Below are 15,944 nucleotides of genomic sequence, written 5' to 3' on the forward strand. Positions count from 1 at the left end.
GTTTGTTCCTAAGTGACAACCTTTTTCAGGGAAGTACAATTTACATCAAATGCAACATTGCATAGCTTGGCAACGTATTGTTCCATTTCTCGGCCTTCTGCATCAGCTTGCCTTTGCAGAACGAACGGGATAGCGAGGCATTCCATACCAGATCACTGGTGTTAAACGATTTCTCGCTGTAACCACGCCTGCAATATTCCTTCAGGTCGGTAGAGAGCGAGATGCCCAGAGACAAGCGTGTCGCCACGATAAGCCAACTTCACCTTAGTGCCTGTCACCACCACGTCATCGAGGGCAACATCCCTATTGATTTTTTCTTGAGCAAAAGATACAAAAAAAAACTCTACTCGCATTCCTTTTCTAAAAATAAATGACGATTTATTTTGTAATATGCTAAAATAAATGTACTTTTGCACCTTGAATGGGGTTATACCTTATTATATTTAAGAAAAGAAACAAAATAAATAAGATAACAACAATGGAATACAACTTCAGAGAAATCGAGAAGAAATGGCACCAGAAATGGGTCGAGAACAAGACCTATAAGGTGACAGAGGATGAAAACAAGAAGAAATTCTATGTGCTCAACATGTTCCCTTATCCATCAGGAGCTGGTTTGCACGTAGGTCACCCACTTGGCTATATCGCCAGCGACATCTATGCTCGCTACAAGCGTCTCAATGGCTATAACGTGTTGAACCCTATGGGTTACGATGCTTATGGTTTGCCTGCTGAGCAGTATGCTATCCAGACAGGTCAGCACCCAGAGGTAACTACCGTAGCCAACATCAACCGCTACCGCGAGCAGCTCGACAAGATTGGCTTCTCTTTCGACTGGGACCGCGAGGTTCGCACCTGCGATCCTAAGTATTACCATTGGACTCAGTGGGCTTTCCAGAAGATGTTCAACTCTTTCTTCTGCAACGGCTGTCAGAAAGCTCAGCCTATCGAGAAGCTCATCAAGCGTTTCGAGGAAAAAGGTTCAGAGGGCTTGAACGTGGCTCAGAACGAGCAGATTGACTTCACTGCCGAGGAATGGAACAGCTACAACGACGTGAAGAAGCAGCAGATCCTGATGAACTACCGCATTGCTTACCTCGGCGAGACGATGGTAAACTGGTGCCCAGGATTGGGTACTGTGCTTGCCAACGACGAGGTAGTAAACGGCGTAAGTGAGCGTGGCGGTTATCCTGTCATTCAGAAGAAGATGCAGCAGTGGTGCTTGAGAACATCTGCTTACTCTCAGCGTCTGCTCGACGGTTTGGAGACCATCCAGTGGAGCGACAGTATCAAGGAAACCCAGAAGAACTGGATTGGCCGCTCTGAGGGTACAGAGGTAGTATTCTCTGTAAAGGACAGCGACGTGAAGTTCACCATCTTCACTACCCGTGCCGATACCATGTTTGGTGTTACCTTCATGGTGCTGGCTCCAGAGAGCGAATATGTTCAGCAGGTAACTACTGCCGAGCAGAAGGAAGAGGTGGAGAAATATCTGGACTACGTGAAGAAGCGCACCGAACTTGACCGTATGGCTAACCACAGCGTAACAGGTGTATTCTCAGGAAGCTACGCTATCAACCCATTCACCGGTGAGGCAATTCCAGTATGGATTTCAGAATATGTATTGGCTGGATATGGTACAGGTGCCATCATGGCTGTACCTGCTCACGATAGCCGTGACTATGCCTTTGCCAAGCACTTCAACCTGCCTATCATTCCTCTTATCGAGGGTGCTGATGTTTCAGAGGAGAGCTTCGATGCCAAGGAAGGTATCGTAACCAACTCACCTGTAGCAGGCAAGAGCAGCATGGATGGTTTCTCCCTGAACGGACTCACCGTAAAGGAGGCTATCGCAGCTACCAAGAAGTTTGTTACAGAGAAGGGCATCGGTAGAGTAAAGGTAAACTATCGTCTCCGCGACGCTATCTTCTCTCGTCAGCGCTACTGGGGTGAGCCATTCCCTGTATATTACAAGGACGGAATGCCACAGATGGTTCCAGAGGAGTGCCTGCCTCTCGAATTGCCTGAGATTGAGACCTATAAGCCAACAGAGACGGGTGAGCCACCATTGGGTCGCGCTAAGAAGTGGGCTTGGGATGCAGAGAAGAAAGAGGTGGTTGACAAGAGCCTCGTAGATAACAAGACTGTATTCCCACTGGAGCTCAACACCATGCCAGGTTTCGCAGGTTCTTCTGCTTACTATCTCCGCTATATGGATCCTCACAACGACGAGGCACTCGTAAGCAAGGAGGCTGATGAGTACTGGCAGAACGTAGATCTCTACGTAGGTGGTTGCGAGCATGCTACCGGTCACTTGATTTACTCTCGTTTCTGGAACAAGTTCCTCTTCGACCTCGGCGTAAGTTGCAAGGAAGAACCATTCCAGAAGTTGGTGAACCAGGGTATGATCCAGGGCCGCTCTAACTTCGTTTACCGCATCAACAGCGATGACCACGATAAGGCTCCTGTATTCGTAAGCTTGAATCTGAAGAAAGATTACGACGTAACTCCTATCCACGTAGATGTAAACATCGTAAGCAACGATGTATTGGATATCGAAGCATTCAAGGCTTGGCGCCCTGAGTATCAGAACGCTGAATTCATCCTGGAGGATGGCAAGTACATCTGTGGATGGGCTATTGAGAAGATGTCTAAGAGTATGTTCAACGTGGTAAATCCAGATATGATCGTCGAGAAGTATGGTGCTGATACCCTGCGTCTCTACGAAATGTTCTTAGGTCCTGTAGAGGCAAGCAAGCCTTGGGACACCAACGGTATCGACGGTTGCCACCGCTTCCTGAAGAAGTTCTGGGGCTTGTTCTACGAGAACCGCACCGACAACTTCCTGCCATGCGATGAGGCAGCAAAGCCAGAGAGCCTGAAGAGCGTTCACAAGCTCATCAAGAAGGTAAGCGAGGATATCGAGAAGTTCTCTTACAATACTTCTATCTCAGCCTTCATGATTGCCGTGAACGAACTCGGTCAGCAGAAGTGCCACAACAAAGAACTCCTGACAGATCTCGTCATCCTCATCGCTCCATTCGCTCCACACATCGCAGAAGAGTTGTGGGCAGCACTTGGCGAGCAGGGCAACGTTTGCGATGCAGCATGGCCTAAGTATGATGAGCAGTATCTGAAGGAGAACGATATGCAGCTCACCATTTCCTTCAATGGTAAAGCTCGCTTCCAGATGACATTCCCTGTGGATACTCCTAACGAAGAAATCCAGAAACAGGTATTGGCAGACGAGAAGAGCCAGAAGTACTTGGAAGGATTCAACGTGCTGAAGGTAATCATCGTACCGAAGAAGATTGTCAACGTCGTATTGAAGAAATAATAATATAGATAGGGATTGATAAATTCCTCTATAGAAATAATAAAACACATCGGGAAGAATCACCAGAAAATCTCCCGATATGTTTTAAAGAATGACGTGAGGAAATAAAGAAAGACTCCCTAAGTTTTTCCTAAAACCTCACGTTATTTTTTCATCTTCTCCGTTTTATGCATTTTTATGCAGGAAATATAATATTAAAAAGTTAGAATAATATGCAAATAGCAATCAGTCAAACAATAAAGAATGAGGTCAAAGACTACTTCTACATTACTTTAGGCCTCTTGATTTACACCTTTGGATGGACGATATTCTTGCTTCCATACCAGATAGTAACAGGTGGCGTAACGGGTATTGCTGCTGTCATCTACTATGGCACGGGGATACCTATCTATTTGTCGTATTTTCTCATCAATGCCGCCTTGCTGCTTGCAGCTCTGAAAATATTAGGATTCAAATTCATGGTGAAAACGATCTATGCCATCATCATGCTATCGGTATTCTTAGCTTTGGCGCAAGACTGGATGATTGGTGAAAATGGAAAGATGGTACAGGTGCTGGGAGAGGGACAGGATTTCATGTCACTCATCATCGGCTGTCTGTTTACAGGATTATCACTCGCCGTCGTCTTCCTGCATAATGGTAGTACGGGTGGAACGGACATCATCGCTGCCATCGTCAACAAATATCACAACATCTCGCTGGGACGAGTGCTCATCTTTGTGGATCTCCTCATCGTGGGCAGTTCCTTCTTCGTCTTCAATGCCAAACCAGATTTCACTACGATTGATGCAGTAAGAAAGGTAGTATTCGGCCTCTGTACGATGGTAATAGAGAACCTGGTGCTCGACTATGTGATGAATGCCAAGCGAGAGAGTGTACAATTCATGATATTCAGCAAGAAATATCAGGAGATAGCCAATGCCATCGGTATGCAGATGGATCATGGCGTAACCATTCTCGATGGTCACGGCTGGTACACGGGTGATGAGATGAAAGTGCTCTGTATCTTGGCTAAAAAGAACGAAAGCGTCACCATCTTCCGTATCGTGAAAATCATCGACCCGAATGCCTTTGTCAGTCAGAGTGCCGTCATCGGTGTATATGGCGAGGGATTCGATGAAATGAAAGTGAAAATCAAAGATAAAGACATCAAGCAGTTGAAATAACTGCTTGAATGTAGAGTCTTCAATATAGATTTGATATCAAGTTATTAATATCCATTTGAGAAAATAAAAATTATGAAGATAGTATTTGCAACAAATAATCAGCATAAACTCCAAGAAATCCGTGATATTTTAGGCAGCAACTATGAGGTAGTATCCTTGAAGGAAATAGGATGCGATGTAGATATTCCTGAAACTGGTAACACATTGGAAGAGAATGCTTTACAAAAGGCACAATATATCTACGACCACTATCATATCAGCTGTTTTGCCGATGATACCGGCTTGGAAGTAGAAGCTCTTGATGGTGCCCCTGGTGTTCATAGTGCCAGATATGCAGAAGGTACAGATCACGACAGCGAGGCAAATATGGCCAAGTTGTTGAGAGAACTGGCTGGCAAAGAAAATCGTCAGGCCCGTTTCCGCACGGTTATCTGTTATATTGAGAAACAAGATGTATGTCCTTGTGGCTGTACCAGTATCAAGAAGGTACACCAATTTGAGGGTATTGTAAATGGTCGAATCGCCACAGAGAAGCATGGCACAGAAGGTTTCGGCTACGACCCTATCTTCGTACCAGAAGGCTACGACAAGAGTTTTGCTGAATTGGGCGAAGAAATCAAGAATGGTATCAGCCATAGAGCAAGAGCCGTGGCAAAATTGGCAGAGTATCTGAAAAAATAGAAATGATCAACTCGCTTTCGATATTAATCCCTACATATAATAATGTATGCTTTGAGCTTGTAAAAACCTTGCAGGCTCAAGCTGCGTTATTGTCAGACTTCGAGTACGAGATACTGGTAGCAGATGATGGAAGTACAGATTTATCTACCATAACAGCCAATCGCAAAATCAATGAGATAGAGAACTGTCGCTATATCGAAAGAGAGAAAAATGTGGGAAGATCAGCTATCCGTAATTTTTTAGCAAAAGAAGCCAAATATGAATGGTTACTGTTTATTGATAGCGATTTACATATTGACAATACAGATTTCGTTAAAAAATACTCTTTAGCCGAAGGAAAGATAATTGTTGGAGGATTGAAAATTGGAGGAAATCCACAAACTTTGGTCAACAATCTGAGATACCAATATGAAAAGGCATGTGAAAAAGACCATGATTATCTCCATAGAATAAAGAATAGAGATAAGGAATTCCGTACTACCAACTTTCTCATATCCAAGACCGTCATTCAAGAATGTCCTTTTGATGAAAATTTCAAGTATTACGGATATGAGGATGTCTTGTTAGGCAAAAGTCTCTCTTCAAAAGGTTATCATATCAGCCACATAGACAATCCTATATTGCTGGACGAATATGAAACTAACTATCAGTTTATCAACAAGACAGAAGAAGCTTGCCGAACACTCTTTCAGTTCAGAAACGAACTGAAAGGTTACTCCAAAATACTTGATTATGCAAGAAAAATAAAAAAACTGCACCTTTATTCAATCTGCCAAAAACTTTATCCGCTGCTCAGCCTACCAATAAAAGCTAAGCTTACAGGCAATAAACCCAGCATTTTTTGGTTTAATATATATAAACTATTATATTATATACATCTATATTAAAATATATAAACATAGCGATATTTAAATATGAGCAAAAAGATATTGACAATCATCCTATTCCTGATAGTTCAGGTAGTAGTTTTCCATTCGCAGGCAGCCATTGGAGACTGGAAAGCCTATATGGCATATCATGATGTGCAGGAAATAGAACAAGCTGGAAACCTTGTGTTTGTACAGGCTTCCAATGGTCTCTATATCTATAACAAGAATGACCAAAGTATCCAGACATTCAGCAAGGTAGATTATCTCAGCGATTGCAATATTTCTCATATCGCTTACAATAAGAGTACCAAGCGTCTTGTTATTATTTATTCTAATGGAAATATTGACCTCATGAACATCAATAATTATGAGGTTACTAATCTCTCTGATTATTACAATACTTTCATATCCGAAGACAAGACGGTCAATAACATTTATACATACGGCAACTATGCATACCTTAGTACTGGATTTGGCATAGTGAAACTTAATGTTAGCAAAGCTGAAATTAGTGATACATACAATCTTGGTTTTAAAGTTGACTGGTGTGAAATTAATGGCAATAAGATTTATGCTTATAGCCAAACTAATGGTAAATACACAGCTTTACTTTCAGATAACTTATTGGATAAAAATAAGTGGAACAAAGAAGGAGGTTACAGCGCAAAGGTTGAAGAAGATAAGAGCGAACTGAAACAGTTAGTTAGCACGTTGAATCCTGGAGGTCCAAAGTATAATTACTTTGGCTGCATGCGCTTTACTAATAATCAATTATATACATGCGGAGGTGGTTTCTCTTATATGGAATTTTCAAGACCAGGATGCGCACAGGTATTAAAAAATGATACATGGCAAATCTTCGAAGATAATTTAAGTACAAAAACTGGTTATAGATATATAGATACAGATAATTTAGACATCGACCCATTAGACCCAAACCATGTGTTTGTAGGAGGAAGAACTGGTATCTATGAATTTCAAGATGGTAAGTTTGTAAACAACTATACCATAGATAATACTAACAATATATTGCAAGCAGCAAGCACAGTGAAAGATCCTACCCAATATAAGAATTATGTAATAGTAAACGCCTTGAAATATGACAAGGAAGGTAATCTCTGGGGATTTAACAGTATTAGTCCCTCAACTTCACTATTTGCCTATACAAAAGACAAAGAATGGGTATCTCACCATAAATCTGAGTTTATGTATTCTGATAATACTTCTCTTGAAAATGTAAACAATATCATAGAAGACAGCCGTCGTCTTCTATGGTTTGGAAACAATCATTGGGATTTCCCATATCTATATTGTTATCAACCATCTACAGATGCTGCAATATGTTACAAAAAATTCACGAATCAAGATGGAACAGAAATAGCTGTTGGTTACGTAAGAGCTATTGCAGAAGATAATAAAAACAATATTTGGGTTGGTACTTCAGCAGGTCCTTTAATGCTTGAAGCTTCACAGATTACGAAAGATTCACCTGTTTTTACACAGGTAAAAGTACCTCGTAACGATGGAACCAACTATGCAGACTACTTATTAAGTGGGGTGGATATTACATGCATAGCAATCGACAAAGCCAATAGAAAATGGTTTGGAACAAGCGGTAATGGTGTATATCTTATCAGTGATGACAACATACAACAGTTACAGCATTTCACTCGTTCCAATAGCCCCTTATTATCAGACGACATCGAATCCATAGCCATTAATACGGAAAGTGGAGAAGTATATTTTGGTACAAACCTTGGTCTGTGTTCCTATCAAAGCGATGTCAATTCCATCAATGAAGAGATGAACAAAGATAATGTTTGGGCATATCCTAATCCTGTTAAACCTGATTATACTGGACTCATAACCATAATAGGATTGACGAATAAAGCAGACATTAAAATCGTCACATCTAATGGAGTACTTGTCAATAAAGGCACAAGCAATGGTGGAATCTACCAATGGGATGGAAGAGACCTAAAAGGCAAGATGGTAACAAGTGGCATCTATATGGTAGAAACAGCAACCAGCGATGGAAGCAAAGGTACGGTTTGCAAAATAGCAATCATAAGATAATCATGCAGAGAAAAGTTTGGATAGATAATTTAAGAGGATTCTGTATGCTCGCTATTTTACTTGATCATACAGAAATATACTATACAGGAGAAAATGTTATTGACTACAATCTATATGTAGCCAACGTACTCATTGTATTCTTCATTTTATCTGGATATCTCATGTATAAGGCTACTTTCAATATAAAGCATAAATTACATTCCATTTTTAGAACTCTTTTTATTCCATACATCATCTTTACCACAGCTATGTATATTCCTAAGAATATCATTCATAGTAACGGAATTGACTTTGTAGAAATGACAAAAAACATACTGATGGGGCAAGCTTCATGGTTTATTGCGGCCTTGATCATAGCAGAATTGATATTTTCAATAGGAATATGGATAAGCAAGAAAAAAAATATACCATTAGCAATAATGGGAGTCCTCGGTTTCGGACTATCTATTTACTTATCCTCTAAAAATCAGACTTATTTTTGGCAATTAGACAATGCCCTACAAGCATTACTCTTCCTTTATATAGGATATTTTTACCATCAATATGAATCTATTATTAATACCATCAACAAGATGCCATATACATTATTATTATTTCTATTATTAATAGGTATAAAAATATATGAATACAACATTCAAATGGATATGTTGATATGGCATATTCATATCACTAATTATCCTATCTTTCTCATTGATAGCATGATCTTTAGTCTAATGGCTATACAATTATTCCAAGTTTTACCGCCCATCAAGTGGCTCAGTTGGATAGGAAGGCATTCCATTGTATATTATTTCCTTTGTGGAGGGATACCATTAATAACCAGTAAACTCTTACATTACATAGGATTAAACTATGGCGAGAATTATCTCTATATCTTGCTGGCTTTTTCTTGTGTTTGTGTAATAACTACTCTTATCACTTATTTCATTTATAAATATATACCATCAATTACTGGAAAATATGAATAGAATTATTAAATTAAGTCCATGGGCTTTATTGGCAATTATATCATTTATAGTAATATTTGCTTGTTCATTTTATGCACATACAAATTATCGGGTATTTGCTTACGACCAAGATATATTTTATGTAATTGGCAGAAATTGGGCAGAAGGAAAACTCCCGTATGTAACAGCATGGGACAGTAAAGGACCTTTTATTTTTTTCTTCAATATGTTAGGCTACCTTATAACTAAGAGTGATATTGGAGTAGTTCTTTTGGAATCTATCAATTTCACATTAGTTTCATGGTGCAGCTACTTTTTATTAAGCAAATATTGTTCTAAAAAAACATCATTTATATATACCTTGTTTTTCATCGCAAGCCATATAATCATCAATAGTGGTGGAGACCAGGTAGGAGATAGTAACCTATTACTTTCCGTCATTTCCATATTTCTGGTTTATAACTGGAGCAGAAAATATCAAGACGGTATAATAGAGCATCCATGGAAGTACACTTTTATTTATGGTTTATTCTTTGCATCATGCCTACTTTCTCGCCTAACAAATGCCGTAGCCATTTGCGCAAGTATTCTTGCTATAGTTAGCATATTAGTTTATCATAAAAAATGGAATAACTTAATAAAAAATAGCATAGCCTTTATTGCAGGATGTTGTACTTTTGCACTTCCTTTTATTATTTACTTCAACATACATAACGCATTATCAGACATGTGGTATGCCACATTTCTGTATAATATAGAGTATGCTATGCACTCTCAACCATTTGCAATAACAGAAACACATTTCCCTCTCATATATTTTATCTTCTACAATATATCCATTCTATCAGTTTTATTATCAGCCATTATAGCTATCATCTGTAATACAAGAAAAAAAACAGCTTATATTTGGGGATTTATAGCAATCTGTACTATAGGTTGGATTATCAAGAGCTATGCAAATGCGAATTATACTATTTCATTTTTACCTATTCTGTTTGTAGCTTTCATTGAGTTATCCACACTATATAAAACAGACAAAAAGAAACTGTACCTTGCCGGTATATACATGATAAGTATAGTTATCCTCATAGGAACAAGTAATTATATACGAACAACTATGTACTACGAATCTATTGCCAGAGAAATGAGAAAAGATGCACAATATCAAATAGACATGATAAATAACATTCCTAAAGAAGATTCCTTTATTATCTATAATGGATTGCCTTATGTATTTGCCACCCAAAATATCCGCCCTTATTATCCATATTGGATATGCCAAGATTGGGCTATAGATAACGGAATGTCCTTACGTTCCAAAGTAAGAGATTGTTATGCTAAAGGGGATGTCAAATGGATTATCGCTTATGATTATGAGCACAGCCATATCAAAGACATTTTACTTGACAGATATTCTATTTCTAAAAAAGACAAAAAAAATAAACTTACATTATTCAGATTAAAATGAGTAATCTAAACAAACTTTTGAATAGCAATAAAATTCTAAAAACATGGTGTACTATTTATGCCATGTTTTTAGTCATAAATATAGGTATCTCCTTATTCAATAAGGAATATTTACATAGTTCTTGCTTTGCAGATTTGTTTATCAATTATCAAGGAGGTTTTGTACGACGAGGATTACTTGGTGATTTTTTACTATACTGCTATCATCAAAACATAGATCCATATACAATAGCCATCAGTTTATCTTTTATATCTTATGGAGTTATCACCATATATATGTTGTACCAATTCTATAAGAGACAATATAATATCGGACTTCTCTCTATCACATTTCTATTAGGTGGATTTGGCGCAAATGGTTTTGAGTATTACAGAAGAGACTTCATCATCATAGTCATTTTTTTGGCAGTAATGCTTCTTTGGAAGAAAATTAAGCTATGGAAATGGCTTATCATTGGTAATATTCTTTTTGTCTTTACCATCCTATGTTATGAACCATTTATTTTCTTCGGAATACCTTTTGCAATATTACTCACTCACTTAAAATCCAAAAACTGGTTAAGATCCATCAGTTCTTGGATTCCATCATACATTACATTTTTTATGACATGTCTCTATTCTGGAGGACAACATGTCTATGATGCTATATGGATGTCAACTAAAGGCTTCTTAGAAGAACCCGGCGTTATGAGCTTTCTGTTGGATAAAAGTACAGATGTCATGCTTTTCCATTTACATATCAACTTTCTAAATGGAGCTTCCTCTACACCTTCTTTTTTAGTCAACATGATTGTAATCAGTTGTATGATTTACTTTTATGTCAATGCTACAGCCATATATAGTCAAGATACAAAAGTTAGACATCAACGCTCATACCTATTACTTCTTTTAGTATTTAGTATGATCTGTCTGACACCTATGTTTACAGTACTTTCCATTGATTATGCACGCACATTTACCTATGCAGCCATCAGTTCATATATCATTTTCTTTACTCTCAAAGAAGAAGAACTTCAATCAATATTCCCTACAAAAGCCTATTATATAAGTAATAAGATATTAAGCACTTGTGATAAATATATCAAACCCACCAAAGGAAAGATACTATTTATCATGATGTTCGTCGGATTATCCCAATGCACAGGTATGGGATTTATAGAGTCAGTAAAATCCGGACAAATCGGAACTATCCTACGAATTATCTACCATCATTTTCTCTAAGCTTGTTTAATCAAGTGTTTTACTTTCATTTTTAAACTCCAAGGAAGCATTTGGGCAAAAAACTGAATCATATCAAATATTCTAAAACTGATACTATTTCTTATACTCTTAAGCAAGGAAGTATTATTATATTGGAACTGCAGGAGAACTTGACAAAGTTCTCCTTTATCTTTCTTGTCATCCACATAAGTTTGTAATTGAACAGGAAGTTCATTTTGCCAGTTTTTTTTTCTGATAATGGCAATAATATGTCCATTATCCATCCTTTTCGTCTCTACTGAGGCAAATCCATCCAACAACTCAGTCACATTGACATGATGAGCTTTATTCCAAATATAGAGTTTTCCATTTCTTTCATCCACATTATATTGATGGAATCCTTTATATTTCTCCATCTCGGCTTCATTTGGATGATGATTCAGATAAAGAATACCGCCCTCACGCAAAGAAATCAAAGACTCTATGATACCCTTGACAGGAGCTGACGAATGATCCAGCGCATTCTGTATGGTAATCAATGAAGCATCATGATTCTGTATAAACGCTGAAAGATATTCAGACATACCAAACTCTATCTTCGGTAATTGTCTTTTACTTTTCTTTAATATATGATTGAAATGAAAAGCAAGAGGATCAACATAATGTATGTCTAATGGAATAAGTTGACCATTTTTCTCTATTTTATCGCCAATAGCATAACTCATTCCGCACCCCACATCATACACTTTAGGTTGCTCAAAATTCAAGAGAAAATCATTCGCATCAAAACCTTCTAATTCTATCTTTGAACCATAGTTAGCCCATCCCATCATTCCTCGAAATGTATGAGACCATCTATATACATTATTCCAAAATGCTATTTCGTATGATATTCCATCAAGCCACTTTCCTGAGATGACCGTTTGATTACTATTGATTTCCATTCTATCTTGCTTAAAAAGTTATTAGACTGCAAAGATAACTCTTTTTATTTTTTTACTTAAACAAAATTGAAAAAAAATATCTATATATCAATTATTATTTGTATTTTTGCATCTATGAAGTTGAGTATCATCATACCTGTTTATAAAACCCAAGATACTCTGGACAGATGTTTACAGAGTGTTTTACAGCAATCATTCACCGACTATGAGATTATTCTCGTAGATGATGAATCTCCTGATGACTGCCCCAAACTTTGTGATGAATATACACAGAAAGATGAAAAAATACAAGTTTTTCATAAGAAAAATGGTGGTTTGAGTGATGCTCGAAATTTTGGAATAAGACAAGCAAAGGGTGAATATATCACCTTTATTGATAGTGATGATGCCATTGCTCCCAACACGCTTCAACATATCATGGATGAATTGACAGCTTATCCACAGGTAGATATTCTCGAATATCCTATATTGGAAAGGGTTGGAAACAAACATAAGGAGCATCTGCTTACGTTCGCACCTAAAGTATATCAAAATCCTATTGATTATTGGCTTGCAGAACGCACATATTTGCACACCTACGCTTGCAACAAAGTATTTAAACGTAATTTATTTGAAAAAGTTTTATTTCCCCAAGGAAAAACTTTTGAGGATGTTCTAACTATACCAAAGCTAATAGGAATAGTTCCCTTCCATAACAATGAATACGTAAAACCTGTTATTCGGATTACCGATAAAGGACAATACTTATATTATTGGAACAGTAACAGCATTACAGCTAAAGCAAAAAGCTACGATTTCCAGTGTTTATACGAAGGACATAATAGGACTTTGTTATATGTATTTGAAAAAATAGCAGACAACAAAGATCTAATTATCAAATACCAATATCCCATACAAGAGTTTATGGTTCAAATACTGAATATGCTCTTATATATCTACGAGTTATCAGGCAAATATGAAGATAATCCACCAGTTATCCACTATGTTGAAAAACTTGGTAAAGTGGTGAAAATCAAAGATTTAAAACTCAGATTATTAAACTTATTAGGTTATCATAACTTATGCAGACTCAACAGAATTATACACAGAATTTACAGGCACCGATAGTAAGTTTCATCGTTACTACTTACAATTTGCCTATCGATTATATCAAGGAATGTCTCGACAACATTCTACAACTCTCCCTGAATCCTAAAGAGAGAGAAATTATTCTCATTGATGATGGTAGCGATATCTGTCCTTTGAATGACTTGGCAGAATATCTGCCAAATATCATCTACCTGCGCCAACCTAACCAGGGCGTAAGCGTAGCACGCAACTATGGTATGAAAATCGCTACTGGAAAATATATCCAGTTTATTGATGGTGATGATTATATCCTAAAAGCAGCTTATGAACACTGTCTGGATATCGTGAGATACCATCAACCAGATATCGTCACATTCAATTACTGCAAAAATAATAAGAATATAGAGCCTTCATACGAATTGCCGACACCTGTTACTGGTACAGATTTTCTTAACAATAACAACCTCCATGGTGCTGCATGGTCGTATATTTTCCGCCACAGTATCGTTGGAAGCCTGCAGTTTACTCCAGGTATCGTTTATGGAGAAGATGAGGAATTTACTCCTCAACTCTTCTTGCGTGCAGAAAGGATTTTCAAGATCAATACTGAGGCTTATTTCTATAGAGACAACAAAAATTCGGTAAGCCATCAATATCATAAGGAGAAAATTCAGCTGCGTATGGACAATAGCATGGAAGTCCTTTTACATCTTCAGCAACTGTTGGACAAGATACCTGTAGCTGAGCGCCAGGCCCTAAACCGCCGTATCGCACAACTCACAATGGACTATCTGTATAACAATATCCGTCTGAACCATTCTCTGATCAGTTTGAATAAATGTATCAAGCAGCTGAGATCACATGGACTATATCCGCTTCCTGACAAGGATTATACCAAGAAATATACGATGTTCAGAAAAGCTATCAGTACCTACGTAGGAAGAATCGGACTTTTACTTTTCATTAAGAAATAAACAAGTTTTCTACTTATCATAATAAAAGTGCCCATTTTTTTAATATTTTAGACAAAACTGATAGTTGATCGAAAAAATGAAAATTCTACTTTTAGGCGAATATAGCAATGTTCATGCCACGCTTGCCGAAGGACTTCGCAAGTTGGGGCATCAGGTCACCGTTTTGTCGAACGGTGACTTTTGGAAAAATTATCCACGAGATATCAACCTGGTAAGAAAGCCGGGAAAGCTTGGCGGAATGCTTTATTTAGCCAAGTTATTAACAAATGTGCATAAACTACGTGGATATGATATTGTACAACTCATCAATCCAATGTTTTTAGAATTAAAAGCAGAGCGCATCTTCCCTATCTACCGCTATTTACGCCGACATAATAAAAAGATAATACTGGGTGGATTTGGCATGGATTATTATTGGGTAAATGTATGTTGTAAAGATAAACCTCTGAGATACAGTGACTTCAATATCGGTGATGAATTACGGACCAATGCTGATGCGCTGAAAGAAAGAAAAGACTGGCTTGGAACGGAAAAGGAACGTCTCAACAAGATGATAGCGGAAGATTGTGATGGAATCGTAACGGGACTCTATGAATACTGGGCATGTTATCAACCAAGTTTTCCACAGAAAACTACATTTATCCCCTTTCCTATCCATACTTATCCACAATATTCCAACATTTCTGATGACATCCCTAAAAAGATAAAACTATTCATCGGTATCAGCAAAAGCAGAAGCGAATATAAAGGCACCGACATCATGCTCAAGGCTGCACAGGCCATTGCTCAGAAATATCCCGATCAGGTAGAACTTCGTGTGGCGGAAGGTGTACCATTTGCTGAATATGTAGAAATGATGAATGGCAGCGATGCTATCCTCGACCAGCTCTACAGTTATACTCCAAGTATGAATCCGCTGGAAGCCATGGCAAGGGGGATTATCTGCATCGGTGGTGGTGAGCCAGAAAATTACGAGATTATACACGAGGATCATTTACGCCCTATTATCAATGTGCTTCCCCATTACGAAAGCGTATATCAGGCACTGGAACATCTTGTATTGTATCCAGAACTCATTCCGTTGCTCAAGCGGCAAAGTATTGAATACATCAGCAAGCATCACGACTATATCAAGGTTGCTAAAAGATACGAGGATTTCTATCAGGAAAAGTCAAACAGATATGTCAAACCGTAGTAAAGAAAGCTATCAAGAAG

The 15,944-nt window shown here is 37.9% G+C and carries 13 protein-coding genes; 11 read left to right on the plus strand and 2 right to left on the minus strand.

What is annotated here, in order from left to right; genetic code table 11:
* Positions 1–40: 40 nt before the first annotated feature.
* The gene (locus tag DW917_RS17105; protein WP_147344203.1) at positions 41–247 is read right to left on the minus strand and encodes a hypothetical protein; all 207 of its coding nucleotides are present in this window, start codon (positions 245–247) and stop codon (positions 41–43) included.
* 231 nt (positions 248–478) lie between these two features.
* On the opposite strand from DW917_RS17105, the gene leuS reads away from it, so the two are divergent.
* The 8 genes from leuS (at position 479) to DW917_RS14180 (ending at position 11,764) form a co-directional block, all read left to right on the plus strand.
* Positions 479–3,337 carry a leucine--tRNA ligase gene (leuS, locus tag DW917_RS14145; RefSeq protein WP_118119728.1) on the plus strand — a complete coding sequence of 953 codons (2,859 nt, stop codon included), beginning with the start codon at positions 479–481 and terminating at the stop codon, positions 3,335–3,337.
* 212 nt (positions 3,338–3,549) lie between these two features.
* Positions 3,550–4,503: a YitT family protein gene (locus DW917_RS14150; protein ID WP_022111211.1), complete on the plus strand. Its 954-nt coding sequence runs from the start codon at positions 3,550–3,552 to the stop codon at positions 4,501–4,503.
* Between the two features lie 72 nt (positions 4,504–4,575).
* Positions 4,576–5,184, plus strand: a complete 609-nt coding sequence (locus tag DW917_RS14155) for a non-canonical purine NTP diphosphatase (RefSeq protein ID WP_118119730.1) — start codon at positions 4,576–4,578, stop codon at positions 5,182–5,184.
* Between the two features lie 2 nt (positions 5,185–5,186).
* Positions 5,187–6,071 carry a glycosyltransferase family 2 protein gene (locus tag DW917_RS14160; RefSeq protein WP_118119732.1) on the plus strand — a complete coding sequence of 295 codons (885 nt, stop codon included), beginning with the start codon at positions 5,187–5,189 and terminating at the stop codon, positions 6,069–6,071.
* A 27-nt stretch (positions 6,072–6,098) separates the two neighbouring features.
* On the plus strand, positions 6,099–8,129 hold the full coding sequence (locus tag DW917_RS14165; protein WP_118119734.1) for a two-component regulator propeller domain-containing protein: 2,031 nt from the start codon (positions 6,099–6,101) through the stop codon (positions 8,127–8,129).
* A gap of 2 nt (positions 8,130–8,131) precedes the next feature.
* Positions 8,132–9,097: an acyltransferase family protein gene (locus DW917_RS14170; protein WP_158570174.1), complete on the plus strand. Its 966-nt coding sequence runs from the start codon at positions 8,132–8,134 to the stop codon at positions 9,095–9,097.
* Positions 9,090–10,544 carry a glycosyltransferase family 39 protein gene (locus DW917_RS14175; protein ID WP_118119738.1) on the plus strand — a complete coding sequence of 485 codons (1,455 nt, stop codon included), beginning with the start codon at positions 9,090–9,092 and terminating at the stop codon, positions 10,542–10,544. Before DW917_RS14170 ends, DW917_RS14175 begins: the two co-directional genes overlap by 8 nt.
* Positions 10,541–11,764: a hypothetical protein gene (locus DW917_RS14180; protein WP_118119740.1), complete on the plus strand. Its 1,224-nt coding sequence runs from the start codon at positions 10,541–10,543 to the stop codon at positions 11,762–11,764. Before DW917_RS14175 ends, DW917_RS14180 begins: the two co-directional genes overlap by 4 nt.
* Here DW917_RS14180 and DW917_RS14185 read toward each other — a convergent pair.
* Positions 11,761–12,687, minus strand: coding sequence for a hypothetical protein (locus DW917_RS14185; protein WP_118119742.1), 927 nt, complete (start codon positions 12,685–12,687; stop codon positions 11,761–11,763). The genes DW917_RS14180 and DW917_RS14185 overlap by 4 nt on opposite strands.
* 66 nt (positions 12,688–12,753) lie before the next feature.
* Between DW917_RS14185 and DW917_RS14190 the strand changes: the two genes are divergently transcribed.
* From DW917_RS14190 to DW917_RS14200, 3 genes are all read left to right on the plus strand, one after another.
* Positions 12,754–13,794 (plus strand): glycosyltransferase family 2 protein, encoded by a 1,041-nt coding sequence (locus DW917_RS14190; protein ID WP_147344204.1) that lies wholly within the window; start codon positions 12,754–12,756, stop codon positions 13,792–13,794.
* Positions 13,749–14,729 (plus strand): glycosyltransferase, encoded by a 981-nt coding sequence (locus DW917_RS14195; protein WP_118119746.1) that lies wholly within the window; start codon positions 13,749–13,751, stop codon positions 14,727–14,729. Before DW917_RS14190 ends, DW917_RS14195 begins: the two co-directional genes overlap by 46 nt.
* Before the next feature lie 76 nt (positions 14,730–14,805).
* Positions 14,806–15,924 carry a glycosyltransferase family 4 protein gene (locus tag DW917_RS14200; RefSeq protein WP_118119748.1) on the plus strand — a complete coding sequence of 373 codons (1,119 nt, stop codon included), beginning with the start codon at positions 14,806–14,808 and terminating at the stop codon, positions 15,922–15,924.
* Positions 15,925–15,944: the final 20 nt, after the last annotated feature.

The sequence above is a fragment of the Prevotella sp. AM42-24 genome, assembly GCF_003461825.1.
Taxonomy (GTDB): domain Bacteria; phylum Bacteroidota; class Bacteroidia; order Bacteroidales; family Bacteroidaceae; genus Prevotella; species Prevotella hominis.